General features: G+C 60.3%; 18 protein-coding genes. 11 read left to right on the forward strand and 7 right to left on the reverse strand.

Features of this window, described 5'->3' with window-relative positions:
- Window positions 1-22: 22 nt before the first annotated feature.
- Both fabI and FHT73_RS08310 read left to right on the forward strand, forming a co-directional pair.
- Window positions 23-841: an enoyl-ACP reductase FabI gene (gene fabI, locus FHT73_RS08305; protein WP_015339039.1), complete on the forward strand. Its 819-nt coding sequence runs from the start codon at window positions 23-25 to the stop codon at window positions 839-841.
- 17 nt (window positions 842-858) lie between these two features.
- Window positions 859-1,455, forward strand: a complete 597-nt coding sequence (locus FHT73_RS08310) for a histidine phosphatase family protein (RefSeq protein ID WP_183710885.1) — start codon at window positions 859-861, stop codon at window positions 1,453-1,455.
- Between the two features lie 110 nt (window positions 1,456-1,565).
- On the opposite strand, the gene FHT73_RS08315 is transcribed toward FHT73_RS08310, so the two are convergent.
- Window positions 1,566-1,826, reverse strand: coding sequence for a DUF1344 domain-containing protein (locus tag FHT73_RS08315; protein WP_015339036.1), 261 nt, complete (start codon window positions 1,824-1,826; stop codon window positions 1,566-1,568).
- 307 nt (window positions 1,827-2,133) lie between these two features.
- On the opposite strand from FHT73_RS08315, the gene aroC reads away from it, so the two are divergent.
- Both aroC and ribB read left to right on the forward strand, forming a co-directional pair.
- Window positions 2,134-3,231, forward strand: coding sequence for a chorismate synthase (gene aroC / locus FHT73_RS08320; RefSeq protein ID WP_183710893.1), 1,098 nt, complete (start codon window positions 2,134-2,136; stop codon window positions 3,229-3,231).
- 10 nt (window positions 3,232-3,241) lie between these two features.
- Window positions 3,242-4,345, forward strand: a complete 1,104-nt coding sequence (gene ribB / locus FHT73_RS08325; RefSeq protein WP_112605961.1) for a 3,4-dihydroxy-2-butanone-4-phosphate synthase — start codon at window positions 3,242-3,244, stop codon at window positions 4,343-4,345.
- A 109-nt stretch (window positions 4,346-4,454) separates the two neighbouring features.
- Here ribB and FHT73_RS08330 read toward each other — a convergent pair whose 3' ends face one another.
- The 3 genes from FHT73_RS08330 to FHT73_RS08340 form a co-directional block, all read right to left on the reverse strand.
- Window positions 4,455-5,000 carry a GNAT family protein gene (locus FHT73_RS08330; protein ID WP_112414548.1) on the reverse strand — a complete coding sequence of 182 codons (546 nt, stop codon included), beginning with the start codon at window positions 4,998-5,000 and terminating at the stop codon, window positions 4,455-4,457.
- 77 nt (window positions 5,001-5,077) lie between these two features.
- Window positions 5,078-6,136 (reverse strand): dipeptidase, encoded by a 1,059-nt coding sequence (locus FHT73_RS08335; protein WP_183710895.1) that lies wholly within the window; start codon window positions 6,134-6,136, stop codon window positions 5,078-5,080.
- A 73-nt stretch (window positions 6,137-6,209) separates the two neighbouring features.
- On the reverse strand, window positions 6,210-7,400 hold the full coding sequence (locus tag FHT73_RS08340) for a winged helix-turn-helix domain-containing protein (protein ID WP_183710897.1): 1,191 nt from the start codon (window positions 7,398-7,400) through the stop codon (window positions 6,210-6,212).
- Window positions 7,401-7,608: 208 nt separating this feature from the next.
- On the opposite strand from FHT73_RS08340, the gene FHT73_RS08345 reads away from it, so the two are divergent.
- From FHT73_RS08345 to FHT73_RS08355, 3 genes are read left to right on the forward strand one after another with little or no spacing between them, the layout of a single operon-like run.
- Window positions 7,609-8,286 (forward strand): ABC transporter ATP-binding protein, encoded by a 678-nt coding sequence (locus FHT73_RS08345; protein WP_112335482.1) that lies wholly within the window; start codon window positions 7,609-7,611, stop codon window positions 8,284-8,286.
- Window positions 8,286-8,888: an energy-coupling factor transporter transmembrane protein EcfT gene (locus FHT73_RS08350; protein WP_183710899.1), complete on the forward strand. Its 603-nt coding sequence runs from the start codon at window positions 8,286-8,288 to the stop codon at window positions 8,886-8,888. The genes FHT73_RS08345 and FHT73_RS08350 overlap by 1 nt, the downstream gene beginning before the upstream one ends.
- A gap of 28 nt (window positions 8,889-8,916) precedes the next feature.
- Window positions 8,917-9,474 (forward strand): biotin transporter BioY, encoded by a 558-nt coding sequence (locus FHT73_RS08355; RefSeq protein WP_112397993.1) that lies wholly within the window; start codon window positions 8,917-8,919, stop codon window positions 9,472-9,474.
- 8 nt (window positions 9,475-9,482) lie between these two features.
- Here the strand turns inward: FHT73_RS08355 and FHT73_RS08360 are convergent, their stop codons facing one another.
- The gene (locus FHT73_RS08360; protein WP_112397994.1) at window positions 9,483-9,884 is read right to left on the reverse strand and encodes an acyl-CoA thioesterase; all 402 of its coding nucleotides are present in this window, start codon (window positions 9,882-9,884) and stop codon (window positions 9,483-9,485) included.
- Window positions 9,885-10,052: 168 nt separating this feature from the next.
- Between FHT73_RS08360 and FHT73_RS08365 the strand changes: the two genes are divergently transcribed.
- From FHT73_RS08365 to dxs, 4 genes are all read left to right on the forward strand, one after another.
- On the forward strand, window positions 10,053-10,994 hold the full coding sequence (locus tag FHT73_RS08365; protein ID WP_112605979.1) for a histone deacetylase family protein: 942 nt from the start codon (window positions 10,053-10,055) through the stop codon (window positions 10,992-10,994).
- Between the two features lie 2 nt (window positions 10,995-10,996).
- Entirely contained in the window at window positions 10,997-11,248 is a 252-nt protein-coding gene (locus FHT73_RS08370; protein WP_015339025.1) for an exodeoxyribonuclease VII small subunit, read from the forward strand.
- An 84-nt stretch (window positions 11,249-11,332) separates the two neighbouring features.
- The gene (locus FHT73_RS08375; protein ID WP_183710901.1) at window positions 11,333-12,256 is read left to right on the forward strand and encodes a pirin family protein; all 924 of its coding nucleotides are present in this window, start codon (window positions 11,333-11,335) and stop codon (window positions 12,254-12,256) included.
- 125 nt (window positions 12,257-12,381) lie between these two features.
- The gene (gene dxs, locus FHT73_RS08380; RefSeq protein ID WP_112335476.1) at window positions 12,382-14,298 is read left to right on the forward strand and encodes a 1-deoxy-D-xylulose-5-phosphate synthase; all 1,917 of its coding nucleotides are present in this window, start codon (window positions 12,382-12,384) and stop codon (window positions 14,296-14,298) included.
- Window positions 14,299-14,353: 55 nt separating this feature from the next.
- On the opposite strand, the gene FHT73_RS08385 is transcribed toward dxs, so the two are convergent.
- Together FHT73_RS08385 and FHT73_RS08390 are read right to left on the reverse strand one after the other, a co-directional pair.
- A complete protein-coding gene (locus tag FHT73_RS08385; RefSeq protein WP_112397997.1) occupies window positions 14,354-15,391 on the reverse strand; it encodes a sensor domain-containing diguanylate cyclase in 1,038 nt (345 codons plus the stop codon).
- A 325-nt stretch (window positions 15,392-15,716) separates the two neighbouring features.
- A complete protein-coding gene (locus FHT73_RS08390; RefSeq protein ID WP_112605985.1) occupies window positions 15,717-17,660 on the reverse strand; it encodes a methyl-accepting chemotaxis protein in 1,944 nt (647 codons plus the stop codon).
- Between the last annotated feature and the right edge of the window lie 73 nt (window positions 17,661-17,733).

A 17,733-nucleotide genomic window follows, 5' to 3' on the forward strand; every position in this document is an offset into this window, starting at 1 on the left:
CTAAAGTTCAAGGGAGCATAATATGGCTCAAGCCACTGGCCTCATGGCAGGCAAACGCGGCGTCATCCTCGGCGTAGCAAACAACCGTTCGATAGCGTGGGGTATTGCCAAGGCCTGCTCGGATGCCGGAGCCGAAATCGCATTGACATGGCAGGGCGATGCCCTGAAGAAGCGCGTCGAGCCGCTCGCTCAGGAACTCGGCGCCTTCATGGCCGGCCATTGCGACGTGACCGAGCCGGCAACGATCGATGCCGTCATGGACACGCTCGAGGCGAAATGGGGCAAGATCGATTTCGTCGTGCATGCCATTGCGTTTTCCGACAAGGACGAGCTGACCGGCCGTTATCTCGATACCAGCCGTGACAATTTCACGAAGACGATGGACATCTCCGTCTATTCCTTCACGGCGGTTGCGCAGCGCGCCGAGCGAATCATGAATGACGGAGGCTCCATGATCACCCTCACCTATTACGGTGCGGAGAAGGTCATGCCGCATTACAACGTCATGGGCGTCGCCAAGGCCGCTCTCGAAGCAAGCGTACGCTACCTCGCAGTCGATCTCGGCAGCCGCGGCATCCGCGTCAACGCGATCTCGGCAGGCCCGATCAAGACGCTCGCAGCGTCCGGCATCGGCGACTTCCGCTACATCCTGAAGTGGAACGAGTACAACGCGCCGTTGAAGCGGACTGTCACGATCGACGAAGTCGGCAATTCCGCCCTCTACCTGCTGTCGGATCTGTCGACGGCCGTGACCGGCGAAATCCACCACGTCGATTCCGGCTATCACACGGTCGGCATGAAGGCCGTGGACGCGCCCGACATTTCCGTCGCGAAGGACTGACTAACAGGAATCTGACCGTGTCGCCCATCCTCTATGTGATACGCCACGGTCAGACCGACTGGAATGCCGAGCGCCGGCTGCAGGGGCAGAAGGATATCGATCTGAACGCCATCGGTCGCGAACAGGCGCGGCAGAACGGCGTCGATCTTGCGGAAATCCTCGCCTTCGAAAACATCCCCTTCGATTTCGTTGCAAGCCCGTTGCGGCGTACCCGCGAAACCATGGAAATCGTCCGGCAGGCGATGGGGCTGCCGCCCAAGGACTACGGCACTGACGACAGGTTGGTCGAAGTGTCCTTCGGGGCCTGGGAAGGCTTTACTCTCAAGGAATTGAAGGCGACCGAGCCTGACCGTCTTGCCGAGCGCAAGGCCAACAAATGGGATTTCATCCCGCCTGGCGATGATGCCGAAAGCTACGAAATCCTCTCCTGGCGCGTTGGCGCCTGGCTGACGTCCATCGACCGTCCGACGGTCTGCGTCACGCATGGCGGCGTCATACGCACGCTGTTTCGCCTGATCGGGGATGTCGAAAAGGAAGAGGCGGCCGAAATCCCCATCCATCAGGACCAGATCCTGAAAGTCGATCCGGAAATGAAGATCATTGGCTGGATGTAACGCGGTTTGGGATTAGGCCGGGGACCGTTATTTCGGAGAACGCCTAAAATCGATCGATCGAAAACTCTGGATTTCACCCGCACCGGGTGAGTGCCTGGCCAAGCCGGGATTTATTGGACGATATCAAGATCGTTGACGACGCGCTTGCCGTCGACTTCCGTATAGAAGACCACGACCTTCACACCGGCCTGCAGGCCGCTGAAATCGAAATCCTCCGGCACCTGATAGCTCTTGCCGTCATCCAGCGTGATATTGAAGTTCTTCGCATCGACCTTCTTGATGACGGCCTCGACATCCGCGCTCTCAGCAAAACCAGCGACAGGAGCAAGCAGGCTTGCCGTGGCCAAAAGCGTCGCTACAAAGAAGCGCATCGTCGTCACCCTTCAGGTAAATTGATTATGATTTCTTATGCGGCCTAGAAAACACGTCGAATATGGCGGAAGTTGCCCCCAATAATGACTTCGCCCGCCCAATTGGTGAATGCATCGTCACAATCCACAATTCGGATTAATCTTTGTTTACCATGCCGATGCTTGAGGAAGAAAATGGCTGAGCGCCGTTTCCGAGGCAACTGAAAGAAAGATTTTGTCTTGTCAGAATTTTGGCCTATGAGTGGGCCGCAATTGCAAGTGACAAGACGCGGCCTGCCGTCAGGCTGCGCTAATCCGGTCGTTTTACATGTCGCATAACACATTCGGTCACCTCTTCCGCGTCACCACCTGGGGCGAAAGCCACGGCCCGGCGCTCGGCTGCGTCGTCGACGGCTGCCCTCCGGGCCTCCGTTTCAAGCTGCAGGACATTCAGACCTGGCTCGACAAGCGCAAGCCGGGGCAATCGCGCTTCGTCACGCAGCGGCGCGAGGACGATCTCGTGAAGGTTCTGTCCGGCGTCATGCTCGATGAGGACGGCGAGACGATGATCTCGACCGGAACGCCGATCTCGATGCTGATCGAGAATACCGACCAGCGTTCGAAGGATTATGGCGAAATCGCCCGACGCTATCGTCCCGGCCATGCCGACTATACCTATGACGTCAAATACGGCATTCGCGACTATCGTGGCGGCGGGCGCTCCTCGGCCCGCGAGACAGCAGCGCGTGTCGCCGCCGGCGGCATCGCCCGTCTCGTCGTGCCCGGCGTGACCATCCGCGGCGCGCTGGTGCAGATCGGCAAGCATAAGATCAACCGTGCCAATTGGGACTGGGCCCAGGTCGACCAAAATCCTTTCTTCGCGCCGGATCCGGAAATCGTGCCGGTGTGGGAAGAGTATCTCGACGGCATCCGCAAGGCAGGCTCCTCGATCGGCGCAGTCGTCGAAGTCGTGGCCGAAGGCGTGCCGGCCGGGCTTGGCGCGCCGATCTACGGCAAGCTCGATCAGGATATCGCCTCGCTGCTGATGTCGATCAACGCCGTCAAGGGCGTCGAAATCGGGGAAGGCTTCGCCTCCGCCGAACTCACAGGCGAGGAAAATGCCGATGCCATGCGGATGGGCAATGACGGCAAGCGCATTTTCCTGTCCAATCACGCCGGCGGCATCCTGGGCGGTATTTCCACAGGCGAGCCCATCGTCGCACGCTTTGCCATCAAGCCGACTTCGTCGATCCTGACGGAACGCCAGTCGATCGATGCCGATGGCAACAACGTCGATGTGCGCACCAAGGGCCGCCACGATCCATGCGTCGGCATTCGTGCGGTGCCGATCGGCGAAGCCATGGTTGCCTGCGCGGTTGCCGACCATTATCTGAGAGATCGCGGCCAGACAGGCCAGCAGAGATAGGAATTTCGAGATGCCGTATGACCAGAAGCGCGTTGTCGATGCCATCCGGGCTTTCGAAGCCGGCGAGATCGTCGTCGTCATGGACGATAACGACCGCGAAAACGAAGGCGACCTGATCGTTGCCGCCGTACACTGCACGCCCGACAAGATGGCCTTCATCGTTCGCCACACCTCTGGTATCGTCTGCACGCCGATGCCGCGCGAAGAAGCCAAGCGGCTCAACCTCAATGCCATGGTCGCAGAAAACGACTCAGCACATACGACGGCCTTCACCGTTTCCGTCGACTTCAAGCATGGGACCACGACCGGTATTTCCGCCGACGACCGCACGCTGACGGTGCGCAACCTCGCCAACCCGAATGTCGGTCCCACAGATTTCGTCCGCCCCGGCCATATCTTCCCGCTCGTTGCCCGCGAAGGTGGCGTGCTGATGCGTTCGGGCCATACGGAAGCTGCGGTCGATCTTTGCAAGCTTGCCGGCCTGCCGCCGATCGGCGTCATCTGCGAGCTCGTCAATGACGATGGCACCGTCACGCGCGGTCAGCAGGTGGTGAGCTTCGCCGAGCAGCATGGGCTGAAGCTTGTTTCGGTCGCCGATCTCATCGCCTATCGCCAGCGGAAGGAAACGCTGATCGAACTCGGCGCCAGCTTTGATGTCGAGACTCCGTTCGGCAAGGCGCGCGCCCATACCTATTCGCTGCCCTGGGATCCAATGCAGCACCTTGCCGTTGTCTTCGGTGACATCCGCGACGGTATCGACATTCCGGTCCGCCTGCATCCGGAGAACGTTGCCGAGGATATTTTCGGCAAGAACAGCCCGGTCGATTTCTACATGAAAAAGATCGCCGAAGAGGGCCGCGGCATCATCGTCTATCTGCGTGAGGGCTCTGTCGGCGTCGGCCATTTCGACAACGGCCGCAAATCGCGCCAGGCCGGCCGCGAGGCGCATGCCGAAGCGCAGACGCGGGATAGCGAATGGCTGGAAATCGGCCTCGGTGCTCAGATCCTGAAGGATCTCGGCGTCAGCTCGATCAAGCTGCTCACCAGCCGCGAGCGGCACTATGTCGGCCTGGAAGGTTTCGGGATCAAGATCGCCAAGACGGAGATCTGCTGATCTTCAATCTACTCTTGAGTCGAACGGTCGGAGCGAAGCTCCGAGGGGCAGCGTGATGCCTCTTCGAACTCAGGATCATTTCGTGCCCCTCACTATGCGGCCCCCCCGTTCACGGGGAAGGTGCCGAAAACTCGCGATCGAGCAGCCCCATCATGATGTCATCGTGCCAGCTGCCGTTGACATAGGCCGTCTCCCGCTCCCTTCCCTCGACAACGAAGCCGCATTTCTCATAGGCGCGGATGGCACGCTGGTTGTAGGCGAGCACGCGTATTCCGATGCGGTGCAGCTCCATCTCGCCGAAAGCATGACACAGTAGAAGCATGATCGCTTCCGTGCCAAAGCCTTTGCCAAGCAACGCCGGATCATAAATCCCGATCGCCATCGTCGCACGCTTGTCCTGGGGATTGACGTTGTCCAATCTGATCACGCCGGCAAAGGCGCCCTTGATCTCGATAACCCATGCGTGGGGGTGATCGGCAATACCCTGAACCCATCTGACCGCAGTCTCCCGAGTGATGGGCTTGATGTCCTCTCTGTTGACGCCATACATCTCCGCGATCTCGGCATTGGTGCCCAAGAGGAGGCGCTCATCGGCGTCCTCAGCACATGGCGGGCGGAGCCTGACATTGCGGCCTTTTAGAATCAGCGACGACAATGAACTCTCCTCCTCGGGTGCTCTTCTGCATATTGGACTTAGTTAGCCATGTCCTCTCAAGGAGGAGGTGACAAAGCTCATGATCGATCCGTCCATGTGAGGCTGAACACGCGAAGCCAATTGTCATACGCGAATTTTCGCAAGGTCAGCTCGTCGAAACCACTTTTGCGCATGGCGTCGAGGAGACGCGGCAAGCCGCTTGCGTCCTTGATCTCGCGGGGCATGACGGCACCATCGAAATCCGATCCCAAAGCGACCCCCTCGGGTCCAACGCGAGCGATGAGGTAATCGATCTGGCGTATAACGGCGTCGAGCGGGGTGTCCTCGTCAAGATTGGCATCCGCGCGGATATCGTTGACGGCAAGATTCAACCCGATGACGCCACCTGTATCGCGGATAGCATCCAATTGCCGGTCGGTGAGATTTCGCGTCGACGGACATATGGCATGGGCGCAGGCGTGGGTGGCGACGAGCGGAGCGGTACTCAATGCGGCCACGTCCCAAAATCCGCGCTCGTTCAGATGGGAAACATCGATCATGATCCCTGATTCATTGCATCTTCTGACCAGATCCTTTCCCAAATCCGTGAGGCCGGGTCCCGTGTCGGGCGATCTCGGATAGGCAAACGGAACGCCGTAACCAAAGATATTCGAGCGGCTCCACACGATGCCCAGAGATCGAAGGCCGGCACTGTGCATGCTATCCAAATAGCCGAGATCGGGGCCGATGGCGTCGGCGCCTTCCATATGAAGCACGACAGCAAAGACGCCGGCATGTCGTGCCGCCTCGATCTCGCTAACGCTCGTTGCCAGACGGATTTTATCGCCCGAACGTCCAATCAGCTTCTTTATGGCCGAAAGCTGTCCGTCGATTTGCCGGCGGGCATGGTCCGGATGCAAAGCTTCAGCATAGCGAACTTCGTAGCCATCATGGGTGATCGTCAGGTCATCCACCGGCTCTTGGCCCGGCGCGGCGTACATCGCAAACAATCCGCCGGTCAAACCTCCTTCGAATGCTCTTGGAAGATCGATATGCCCGGCCTCGGACCGAGCCAGAAAATCACGGCCGTCGGGTTTATAATCCAGCATGAACTGGACCGTATCATTGTGCCCGTCGAAGATCCGAACATTATCCATGCGATCGCTGTCCCCAAAAATCAGCGGCCGTTCCCTGGATGCCGCTCACCACCGATCTCTCGAAAAGCAAGGGTCATCCCCGCCAGCCTTCGAGAAACACGACCTTCTCGACGCCGGTGAAACGGGCGATACGCTCCAGTTCTGCCTCCAGCTTCTCCAGCCGGCCGGCCGATGCCTTGACGCCCGGTTCGAGCCACAGGCGCTTGACGTCAAGCGTTCCCGCCTTGCGGTCCGCCTTCATATCGATCCGTCCGATCAGACGGTCTCCTTCGAGGAGCGGAAAAACGTAATAGCCGTATTCGCGCTTCGGTTCGGGCACGAAGATCTCGATGCGGTAGAAGAAGCCGAACAGGCGTTCGGTGCGATTGCGATCGCGCAGCGTGGGATCGAAGGGGCTAAGCACCCGGATACGCGCCGGCGCTTCGGCGTGACTATCGAGCGTGTCATGAAAGTCGAGGAAAGCAAGCGAAGGGCGAGGCTTGCCGCCAGCGGCAGGCTCGATCAGCACTTCGGTCAGCTCGTCGCGATGCGTCTCGACCCAGCTCTTGGCCTCCTGCGGTGTCACGAGATCCCAGAAGGCGGCGATCTCGCCTGAGGTCGCAAAGCCGAGACGCTGCAGCGCGCTGCGGCAGGCCCAATCGACAAATTCGTCATGCTCGACTTCCGGCTCATGGAAATGGGCCGGAAGCACACGCTCCACGAGGTCATAGACCTTCTGGAAATTGGTGCGGCCGGCGATCGCGAACTTGCCGGTGCGCCAGAAATATTCGAGCGCCGTCTTGTTGGGGTGCCAGTTCCACCAGCCACCGGAGACATGATCTTCCGCCTTGACCTCGCGGGCGGTGATGGCCCCATTCTTCAGCACGCGCTCGTAGGTTTCCTCGAAAGCCGCCTCGAACCCCTCGCCGCGCCATTTCCGCCAGCGTTCGATGATCGCCGCTTCCTCGCGGCGAAAACGGTGCTTCCAATAGACGAAGAATGCGCTCGGTAGAATGGAGGCGTCGTGCGTCCAGTTCTCGAAGAGCGCGCCGTCCTTTTCCAGAAGTTCCGTCAGGTGCTCGCGCCGATAGGTCTGGTTGCGCGAAAACAGGATCTGGTGATGGGCACGCTCGACGGTGCCTATGCTATCGACCTGCACGAAGCCGATGTCATGGATGAGCTGCAGCAGGCCGGCCTTGGTCAAGGCGCGGTTCGGCGGATTGGCAAGCCCCTGTTTAGCAAGGAACACGCGGCGGGCGTCACGATTCGAGAGCAGATTCGTCATGGGCGGATCATAGGCATAAATTCCCATGCTTTCAAAGAGGCCCTGATTTGATAAATCGAAGTGATGCGCTATAGCTCCGCGATAGAGCAACTCCAGGAAAAGTGCGTAGCGGTTTTCCGTCCGGGATTGCGAGACAATAAAAGGCTGGAGCGGCTCTGAGGTTCCGTGAAACGTTGAACCGCTCCAGCTTACCGAACAAGGAAGCCGCTTGGACATCCGCTTCGAAAATGCCGGCGTCGATTACGGCAAGCGCACTGCGCTGTTCCCGCTGAGCCTGACGCTTCAAGAGCGTCGTATTGGCATCATCGGCCTCAACGGCTCCGGAAAGACAACCTTTGCGCGGCTGATCAACGGGCTTGTCAAGCCGACGAGCGGGCGGGTCGTGGTCGACGGGCTCGATACGGTCGGTGACGCTGCCAAAGTGCTCGGCAAGGTCGGCTATATCTTCCAGTCGCCGCAGAACCAGATCATCCTGCCCGTCGTGCGCGACGACATTGCCTTTGGGCTCAAGGCGCGCGGATATGACAAGGCGCAGATCGAAACCGCGGTCGAGGGCATTCTTGACCGTTTTGGCGTTAGCCATCTCGGCGCGCGGCGGGCACATGAGCTTTCCGGCGGTGAGTTGCAGATGGCCGCACTCTGCTCGGTACTGGTCACCGGCCCGGATATCCTCATTCTGGACGAACCGACAAACCAACTCGATCTGAAGAATCGGGCGCTCGTTCAGAAGACCATGGCAACGCTTCCAGAAAATGTCATCATCATCAGCCACGACCTGCCGCTACTTGAGGATTTCGACCGTGTGCTGCTGTTCGACCAGGGCCGGCTAGTTGCCGATGCTCCGGCAGAGGAAGCGATCGCTCGCTACAGGGAGATTGCCGGCTGATGCAGACGCTGCATGTGGATGCGGATACATGGATGCATCGGCTCTCGCCGCGCGTGAAGCTGCTTGCGCTGACCGCATTCGGCGTGTTGCTGTTTCTGACGCAGTCCATCGTGCTGCTCGCCTGCGCAAACCTTGTCGGCGCCGCCCTTTATCTTCGCTGCGGCCTGCCAGTTGCAGAGGCGCTCAAGCGGCTGCGACCTATCCTCGTTTCGATTGCCGTCCTGGCCATATTCGCGGCAATCGTCGGCCCGCTGAACGCAGCCATCGTTACGGCGCTGCGACTGACCGCGCTGGCGCTATTTGCCGCCACGGTGACGGCGACGACATCGATGGCTGCTTTCATTGATGAGATCACCGCCCTTGCCACGCCGCTCGAAAGGCTAGGCCTGCTGAAAGCCGCTGATATCGGCCTTGCGATCGGCCTCGTCATCCGTTTTGTGCCTGAAATTCTCGATCGCTACCGCGCAATCCGCGAAGCGCATCAGGCCCGCGGGATCAAGATTCGCCTCGCAACCACGCTCGCGCCGCTGATCATTCTGACACTGCGCGATGCGGACAATATTGCTGCTGCGATTGACGCGCGCGGCATTCGGCGTCAATGAACATGGGACTTTGTTGGAAGGAACCGCCATGAACACCCGCGATCTCGTCCTCTCGGCGCTGTTTGCCGCCATCATCGTTGCGCTCGGCCTCTTGCCGCCCATCCCGATCGGCATCATTCCGGTTCCGATCACGGCACAATCTCTCGGCGTCATGCTTGCCGGCGTCGTGCTAGGCGCAAGGCGTGGCGCGATCGCGGTATTGCTCGTGGTCGTTCTTGTCAGCATCGGCCTACCGGTGCTGTCGGGCGGACGCGGCGGTCTTGCAGTGTTTGCCGGCCCGACGGCCGGCTTCTTCGTCGGCTGGATATTCGCAGCCTTCGTCACCGGCTATCTCTCCGAACGGCTGGTGAAGCCGGAACAGAGCGGCCTCGTTCAAGGCGTCGGCTTCTTCATCGCTGCCGTCATTGGCGGTGTCGTGGTGCTCTATGCATTGGGCATTGCCTGGCTAGCCATCAATATCGGCTTCGGCAAGGCGTTTATCGGGTCTCTGGGCTTCGTGCCGGGCGATATCGTCAAGGCCGTGGTCGCGGCCCTGGTCGGCCGCGCCGTCATGGTCGGCTATCCGCTTCTGCCGCAGCGCAGCTAAAACTCGGCTCAGGCCAGATATTTATAGAGCCAGTCGCGCGTGTCTTCTGGCAGCGGCACGGGATCATGCTCGTCGCCGCGCACCGCAAGCCAGAGGATTTCCACTTCTGCCGCCAGTTCGTTGCCGGTTTCGACCGCCACGACGAAACCGACCGATTTGCCGCCGATCTTGTTGACACTGATCGAGTAGCGGGCAAGTTCATCATAGTGCAAGGCACGGTGCAACGAACAGGATACTTTCTTGGCGATGTAGACGGGTTCATCGTCCACAAGCGGTCGCGTGCGCCAGAAGTTCGAGAGTGCGGTCTCTGCCTGTGAGATATAGGATGCGATAAACATCTGGCCGTGCCGGTCGACATCGCGCGGCGGCACCCTTACCTCGATGACATCGGATCGTTCTACTCTTGCCATGACGCAATAACCCTGGCCGACGCCATACTGACCTTAATGAAAGCTTAACACCACGCTTCGATAAGTAAACGGGCGCCATTCCAAAGTGGTTAAGATGGATTGTTGACATTGTAGTGACATGGTCCATGTCCTGTAATAGGCGTCACACCTCATTTATAGATTGGCCCCATGAGCACACGTCTTTACGAACATCCGATCTTCCTTGAACACATCGTTCCGGCAGGTCACCCCGAACGGCCGGATCGGCTGCGATCGCTGAACATCGCGCTGGAGCATCCAAATTTCGAGCGTCTGGATCGGCAAAAAGCGCCTGCCGCGCATGAGGATGCAGTCCTGCTTGCCCACCCTGAGGAGCATCTGGAGTTCGTGCTGCGCTCGATGCCGGACAGGGGCGACGACGGCGAGATCAACCAGCTGGAAGCCGATACATATGCGAGCCCGAAGACGTTGCAGGCGATCATGCATGGCGTCGGCGGCGCCATGGCGGCGGTCGACGACGTCTTCTCCGGTGCGGCCGACAATGTCTTCGTCGCGGCCCGCCCGCCCGGCCACCATGCCGAGAAGACCAAGGCCATGGGCTTCTGTTTCTTCAACAATGCCGCGATTGCCGCCCGCCATGCGCAAAAGGCCCACGGCGCCGAGCGCGTCGCCATCGTCGATTGGGACGTGCACCACGGCAACGGCACGCAGGACATCTTCTGGGACGATCCCTCGGTGCTTTTCTGTTCCACCCACCAGATGCCGCTCTATCCGGGCACGGGCAAGAAGGAGGAGCGTGGCACGCACAACACAATCGTCAATGCGCCGCTGTCGCCCAATACCGGCGGCGATCATTTCCGCGAGGCCTTCAAGTCGCGCGTTTTGCCGGCGCTCACTGACTTCAGCCCCGACCTCATCATCATCTCGGCCGGGTTTGACGCCCACCACCGCGATCCCCTGGCGCAATTGAACCTGACGGGCGAGGATTTCGACTGGGCGACGGGACGGCTGCTCGAGATCGCTGACCGCAGCGCCAAGAACCGGGTCGTCAGCCTGCTCGAAGGCGGCTATGATCTGGAAGGTCTCGCCGAGTCGGCGGGGATGCATATTCTACGCATGATGAGAGGTTGACGATGAGCGAGAACGCCAAGGCAGATGTTTCGGGCTATTCCTTCGAGAAGGCCGTGGCGGAGCTTGAAAGCATCGTTGCACGGCTTGAGCGCGGCGACGTGGCGCTCGATGAATCCATTTCGATCTACGAGCGGGGCGAAGCGCTGAAGAAGCATTGCGAGGCACTCCTTTCGGCCGCGGAAAACCGCATCGAGAAGATCAGGCTCGACCGCGCCGGCAAGCCGCAGGGCACGGAAGCGCTGGATGGCGCTTGAGACGAAGCCAGAAAATTTGAGTTTGGGTGACATTGCCGGTAGGTTGGCCCGGTAGGTTGCGTTCCGACCGAAAGGAGAGCGGTTATGTCCTTCTTCCCAGGCAACGATCCGCAGGCCGGTGATGCCTTCGCCTGCGACGCGATCGAAAATCTGATTATACCGCGCACCAGCGACCTCGGCGGCTTCTCCGTGCGGCGCGCACTTCCGAGCAGCCGACGGCGACTGGTGGGGCCGTTCATTTTCTTCGATCGCATGGGGCCCGCCATTTTACGGCCGGGTCAGGCGCTCGACGTGCGCCCGCATCCGCATATCGGCCTTTCCACCGTCACCTATCTGTTCGACGGCGAAATCCGCCATATGGATAGCCTCGGCACCGCCAAGGTGATCCGCCCCGGCGACATCAACCTGATGACGGCCGGGCGCGGCATCGTGCATTCCGAGCGCACGCCGGAGAACCTGCGCGACCATCCGTTTTCCATGTCCGGCTTGCAGACGTGGCTGGCGCTGCCCGACGACAAGGAGGAGATCGATCCCTCCTTCGCCCATACGGAAAAGGATGACTTACCAACGATCGCCGACGGCGGCGTGAGCGGGCGCGTTGTCATCGGCGATTTCGAAGGCCTGAAATCGCCGGTGAAATCATTCACCGATACGCTCTATGTCGATCTTCAGCTCCAGCCGAACACGACGTTTCCTTTTGGGGCAGCGCATGAGGAGCGTGCCGTCTACATTCTCTCCGGTTCGCTTGTCGTCGCCGGCGACCGTTTCGAACAGGATCAGCTCCTCGTCTTCCGACCCGGCGATGCGATAACGCTGGAGGCCGCCGAAAAAGGCTGTCATCTCATGCTTTTTGGCGGTGCAGCGCTCAATTCGAAGCGCTATATCTGGTGGAATTTCGTCTCGTCCTCAAAGGAACGCATCGAAAAGGCCAAGGAAGAATGGCGCACTGGCCGCTTCGATATCGTGCCCGGCGACGAGGAAGAGTTCATTCCCCTGCCGGAGGGCTAACGGGTTCATAACATTCCCACATGTTTCTTGTTCGGGAGTACCTTGAATTCGGCGCCTTTTGTCGCAATCTGTTTTGACGTAAAGGCGGACAACCGCCCAAGAATAGCAAGAAAGAGGCTTCAGCCTTGACACAAATGCCACAGACGCCCCTGCTGGACCGGGTCCAATATCCTTCCGACCTGCGAAAGCTGGAGGACCGGGAATTGCCGCAACTCGCCCGCGAAGTCCGCGATGAGATGATCGATGCGGTATCGCGCACCGGCGGACATCTTGGCGCCGGCCTCGGCGTGGTCGAGCTGACCATTGCAATCCACAGCGTCTTCAATACGCCGAACGACCGCCTCATCTTCGATGTCGGGCACCAGTGTTATCCGCACAAGATCCTGACCGGGCGCCGCGACCGCATTCGCACGCTGCGCCAGGAAGGCGGTCTTTCCGGCTTCACGCGCCGAGCCGAGAGCGAATACGATCCCTTCGGCGCCGCGCACTCCTCGACATCCATTTCGGCCGGTCTGGGCATGGCGGTTGCCGCCGAGCTCGATAATACCGACCGCCGCGTGATCGCCGTCATCGGCGACGGCGCCATGTCGGCCGGCATGGCCTATGAAGCTCTGAACAATGCCGGCGCGCTCGATGCGCGGCTGATCGTCATCCTCAACGACAACGATATGTCGATCGCCCCGCCGACGGGAGCGATGAGCGCCTATCTCGCGCGCCTCGCCTCCGGCCGCACCTATATGGGCTTCCGGGACTTTGGAAAGAAACTGACCGCCTATCTCGGCAAGAAGGTTGACCGCGCCATCACCCGGGCGGTCGAGCACGCACGGGGCTATGTGACCGGCGGCACCATGTTCGAGGAAATGGGCTTCTACCATATCGGCCCGATCGACGGCCATTCCTTCGAACATCTGCTTCCGGTGCTGCGCAATGTGCGCGACAATGCACAGGGCCCGGTGCTGATCCACGTCGTGACGCAGAAGGGCAAGGGCTATGCGCCCGCCGAGGCGGCCGCAGACAAATATCATGGCGTCAACAAGTTCGACGTCATCACGGGTGCACAGACGAAAGTGAAGCCGAATGCGCCAAGCTATACAAGCGTCTTTGCGGACGCTTTGGTGCAGGAGGCGACCCTCGATGACAAGATCGTCGGCATCACCGCCGCCATGCCGAACGGCACCGGCCTCGACAAGCTGCAGGAATTCTTTCCGAAGCGCTGTTTCGACGTCGGTATCGCCGAGCAACATGCCGTGACCTTCGCTGCCGGCCTCGCCGCCGAAGGTTACAAGCCCTTTGCTGCCCTTTACTCCACCTTCCTGCAACGCGCCTATGACCAGGTGGTGCATGATGTGGCGATCCAGGGCCTGCCGGTGCGCTTCCCGATCGACCGCGCCGGCTTCGTCGGCGCCGATGGCCCCACGCATGCCGGCTCGTTCGACACCGCTTTCCTGGCCACCCTGCCCGGTTTCGTCGTCATGGCCGCGGCCGATGAGGCGGAACTTAAGCATATGGTGCGCACAGCCGCCGCCTATGATCTCGGCCCCATTTCCTTCCGCTATCCACGCGGTGAAGGCGTCGGCGTCGATCTGCCGGAGCGCGGTCAGATTCTCGAAATCGGCAAGGGTCGCGTCATCAAGCAGGGCACGAAGGTCGCCCTGCTCTCCTTCGGTACGCGCCTGGCCGATAGCCTTGCCGCCGCCGAAGATCTGGACGCTGCCGGGCTTTCGACGACGGTTGCGGACGCACGCTTCGCCAAGCCGCTCGACCACGATCTCATCCGCCAGCTTGCCGCCCATCACGAGATCCTGATCACCATCGAGGAAGGCTCGGTCGGCGGTTTCGGCAGTCAGGTCATGCAGTTCCTTGCCAATGAAGGTCTGCTCGACAGCGGCCTGAAAATTCGCTCGCTGGTCATGCCCGATATCTGGATGGAACAGGCCAAGCCCGAGGCCATGAATGCCATGGCAGGCCTCGATCGTGCCGGCATCGTGCAAACGGTATTCCGTGCGCTCGGCCGCGGCCGCATCGTTGGAGCAGCGGGATAAGACGCGAAATTAGACAGCGCGCCTAAGCCTGCCTGATCCCAAGTATCTTCGCATATCAGGCATTGAGTGCATTGAAGACCGCTACGCGGTCTCGACCTTCTGCCTTCGCCCGATAGAGGGCAGAATCAACATTCTTCAGCAGCGTCACGCGCGTTGCGCCATCATGCGGCGCGAGGGCCGCGCCGATGCTGAGCCTCGCAAAAACGGATACTCCATCGACTGCGAAGGGCGTTCTGAAAGCGGCGAGCAGCCGCTCGGACAGGGACACAAGCGCATGCTTGTCAGGCGAATCCGGGACGAATATCGCAAACTCGTCGCCGCCCATGCGCACGACGATGTCGTCCGCGCGGAGGACCGAACGGATACGCAGCGATGCCTCGCACAGAACTTCGTCGCCGACATTGTGACCGAAGCGATCGTTGATCGATTTGAAGCCGTCCATGTCGAGATAGAGGACGCCGAAATTGCCGCCTTTCGTGATGGCAGTGCTCAATGCACCGTCAACGATAGATTCCAGCGCCGACCGATTGAAGAAACGGGTCAGCGGATCGGTCATAGCCGCCGCGCGCAGATCATTCTCGGCTATTCCCATCAGCAAGTTCGTTTTCTGCAGACGCAGAAGCGCGCTTGCGATCTGGGCAAAGCGCCTCAGACTTTGCTCCTCACTCGAGGAAAACTGCCTCGGCCTCTGATCGAGGATGCAGAAGGCTCCTACCGGCAAACCGTTCTCCAGTCGCACTGGAGCGCCTGCATAAAAGCGAAAATAGGGATCATCGAGAACAAAGGGGGCAGCCTTCAGCTCCGGTTCTTCCATAAGGTCCGGAAGGACCAGCAGTTCGTCATCGAAAACCACCCGCGTGCAGATCGACATATCGCGCGAACATTCGGCGATCTTCAGCCCCGCCTGGCCTGCTATGCGTTGCCAGTCCTCGTCGATAATGTTGATTGCCGCATAGGGTGTCTCGAACACGCCTCTTGCCAATTCGGCGAGGGTCGCAAGCTCCGGCGTCGGACTGCTATGAACTCCATTCAGGGAGCGCACGGCCAAAAGTCTCTGTGTCTCATTGGCCGGAACTCGGACGAGCTGCCCCATTCAGATCTCCCTCAGCATCACCATGCGTTCTATAACAAGGAGGTTCGCCGTCCACGGCAACCCTGCCGCTGATCAAATATTTAATAAATCTTGACCAAAGGATGGTCCGCCGAGAAGCAGACGATAGCCAGGAGCCTTTTCCTCAAGAAAAGAGCGCTCCAGCGACAGCGCGCTGCCCCAAAGTCGGACAGGTCGCTGAAAATGATGCTCTTCTGAAAGCTGTGAAAAGAGCGGCCCGCCGCAAAGGGACGGGCCGCCGATAGGTCTACGAGGGTAATTCGCCGTGAAAGCCTCCGGGGGGCGCCACGAAGCCGCCGTGGAGCGATCAGAATTCTTCCCAATCATCCCTTGCGGCGGCAGCGTTAGCACTTGTCTTTCCGGCAAAAGCCTGGGCAATGGTGCGGCCCAGGGCGCGAGCCGGAGAGGCTGCGGGTTTAGAACGCGCCGTCGCAGCAATGGGCCTGGCGGGTGCAGCCTTGGCGGTATTGCCGAGACGGAACTGCTGAAGCAGCTCGTTGAGTGCTGCAGCTTCGCGGGCGAGCGCATGGCTGGCCGCCGTCTGCTCCTCAACCATGGCGGCATTCTTCTGCGTGCCTTGATCCATGTTGTTGACCGCGGTGTTGATCTCCTGCAAGCCAGTCGACTGTTCGCGGGTCGCAGTCACGATTGCGCCGACATGGCGGTTGATCTCCTGCACCTCGGATACGATCAGTTCCAGCGCCTTGCCGGTCTCGCCGACCAGCGACACACCGGTATTGACCTGATCGCTCGACGTCGTGATCAGCGACTTGATTTCCTTGGCGGCATTGGCCGAGCGCTGCGCAAGCTCGCGTACTTCCTGGGCAACGACCGCAAAGCCCTTGCCTGCATCCCCGGCACGGGCGGCCTCGACGCCGGCATTCAGCGCCAGAAGATTGGTCTGGAACGCGATGTCGTCGATGACGCTGATGATGTTGCTGATCTCGCCCGAGGATTTTTCGATCTGCTGCATGGCCGAAACGGCTTTGCGAACCACTTCGCCCGACCGTTCCGCGCCGAGGCGGGCGCGTTCGACGAGATGGCCGACATCCTCGGCGCGCTTGGCGGAGTCGCGAACCGTGATCGTGACCTCTTCCAGTGCTGCGGCAGTCTCCTCGACGGCGGCGGCCTGCTGCTCGGTGCGGTGCGCCAGATCGTCGGCGGCCGAACGGATTTCGTCAGCACCGGCATTGATGGCGGAGGCATTTTGGCCAACGGACCGCAAGGCCGCTTCGAGCTTTTCGACCGCATTGTTGAAATCGGCGCGGACGCTGTCGAACTGCGGCGCGAGGCTATCATTAAGACGGGTTGCGACATTGCCCGACGACAGGGCCGCGAGGCCGCTGGCGAGCGCTTCCATGGCGAAACGGATTTCGCCCTCTTCACGCGCCTTCTGCTCGTCGTTCATCAGGCGCTGACGTTCGGCGTCGCCACGCATACGCTCGGTCTCGCCGGCAAGACGCAGCTTCTCGATGCCAGCCTGCTTGAAGACGAGGACGGCATCCGCCATGCGGCCGATTTCATCGCCGCGGCCAACAGCCGGGACTTCAACGTCATGCTCGCCGTTTGCCAGACGGCCCATGGCCGCCGTCATGCCGACGATTGGACGGACAATAATGCGCGAAAGCAGCCAGGCAAGTACAGCGGCGGCAAGCGAGGCGAAGACGCCGCCGATGATGAGGGTCAAGCGCAGATCGCCATTGGCATCGTCCTGCATGGCTGCGAGACTGCTTGCCTTGGCGCGCGCAGCCTGCTTGATCTTGGCGGCGGCATCGCGAAAGCCGTCAAGCTGGCCCTTGGTTTCGTTCTGACCGATCTTGACGATCTGGTCGAGCGGCATCTCGGTTTCCTTACGGGCCTTGGCCTGCGGCTCCGCGAGCTGGTGGAAATAGAGATCGGCCGCCTTCTGCATGTTGTCGATCGCTTGCAGCAGATCCGGCGAATCGGCAGCCGACAGCTTTGCAGCAGCGATACTCTTCAGCATCCGCTCGCGATTGTTGAAGATATCGTCATAGGTGCTGTTGCTGCGCAGAAGCAGAAAGCCCCGCAGATTGACGGCCTGTTCCAACATGGCCTGTAGCGAATCATCGATCAGGCTGACGAGCTGCTGCGACCTTTCCTGCTCGACGGCAGCACCGGCGGAAACCTCTTGCTTGGAATAGACGAATGCGGAAACGCAGGCGAAAATGGCAATCAGGGCCGTAAATGTGATGGCAAGCTTGCCATTCAAAGAGAGCTTTTTCGCGGACATAAGCGGGCGCCTCCGGAGCGCAGGTCCTGGCGAGCATGATTAAGGACCGCGCGAGGAAGAGGCGCGGCTATGC

Source organism: Rhizobium sp. BK098 (assembly GCF_014193155.1).
Lineage (GTDB): Bacteria > Pseudomonadota > Alphaproteobacteria > Rhizobiales > Rhizobiaceae > Rhizobium.

Excerpts from the sequence above, each read along its gene's own strand:
- FHT73_RS08385 (WP_112397997.1), bottom strand. The coding sequence starts at position 15,391 with ATGGGGCAGCTCGTCCGAGTTCCGGCCAATGAGACACAGAGACTTTTG.
- FHT73_RS08375 (WP_183710901.1), top strand. The coding sequence starts at position 11,333 with ATGTCCTTCTTCCCAGGCAACGATCCGCAGGCCGGTGATGCCTTCGCC.
- FHT73_RS08390 (WP_112605985.1), bottom strand. The coding sequence starts at position 17,660 with ATGTCCGCGAAAAAGCTCTCTTTGAATGGCAAGCTTGCCATCACATTT.
- FHT73_RS08350 (WP_183710899.1), top strand. The coding sequence starts at position 8,286 with ATGCAGACGCTGCATGTGGATGCGGATACATGGATGCATCGGCTCTCG.
- FHT73_RS08360 (WP_112397994.1), bottom strand. The coding sequence starts at position 9,884 with ATGGCAAGAGTAGAACGATCCGATGTCATCGAGGTAAGGGTGCCGCCG.
- ribB (WP_112605961.1), top strand. The coding sequence starts at position 3,242 with ATGCCGTATGACCAGAAGCGCGTTGTCGATGCCATCCGGGCTTTCGAA.
- fabI (WP_015339039.1), top strand. The coding sequence starts at position 23 with ATGGCTCAAGCCACTGGCCTCATGGCAGGCAAACGCGGCGTCATCCTC.
- FHT73_RS08335 (WP_183710895.1), bottom strand. The coding sequence starts at position 6,136 with ATGGATAATGTTCGGATCTTCGACGGGCACAATGATACGGTCCAGTTC.
- FHT73_RS08370 (WP_015339025.1), top strand. The coding sequence starts at position 10,997 with ATGAGCGAGAACGCCAAGGCAGATGTTTCGGGCTATTCCTTCGAGAAG.
- FHT73_RS08315 (WP_015339036.1), bottom strand. The coding sequence starts at position 1,826 with ATGCGCTTCTTTGTAGCGACGCTTTTGGCCACGGCAAGCCTGCTTGCT.
- FHT73_RS08355 (WP_112397993.1), top strand. The coding sequence starts at position 8,917 with ATGAACACCCGCGATCTCGTCCTCTCGGCGCTGTTTGCCGCCATCATC.
- aroC (WP_183710893.1), top strand. The coding sequence starts at position 2,134 with ATGTCGCATAACACATTCGGTCACCTCTTCCGCGTCACCACCTGGGGC.
- FHT73_RS08365 (WP_112605979.1), top strand. The coding sequence starts at position 10,053 with ATGAGCACACGTCTTTACGAACATCCGATCTTCCTTGAACACATCGTT.
- FHT73_RS08340 (WP_183710897.1), bottom strand. The coding sequence starts at position 7,400 with ATGACGAATCTGCTCTCGAATCGTGACGCCCGCCGCGTGTTCCTTGCT.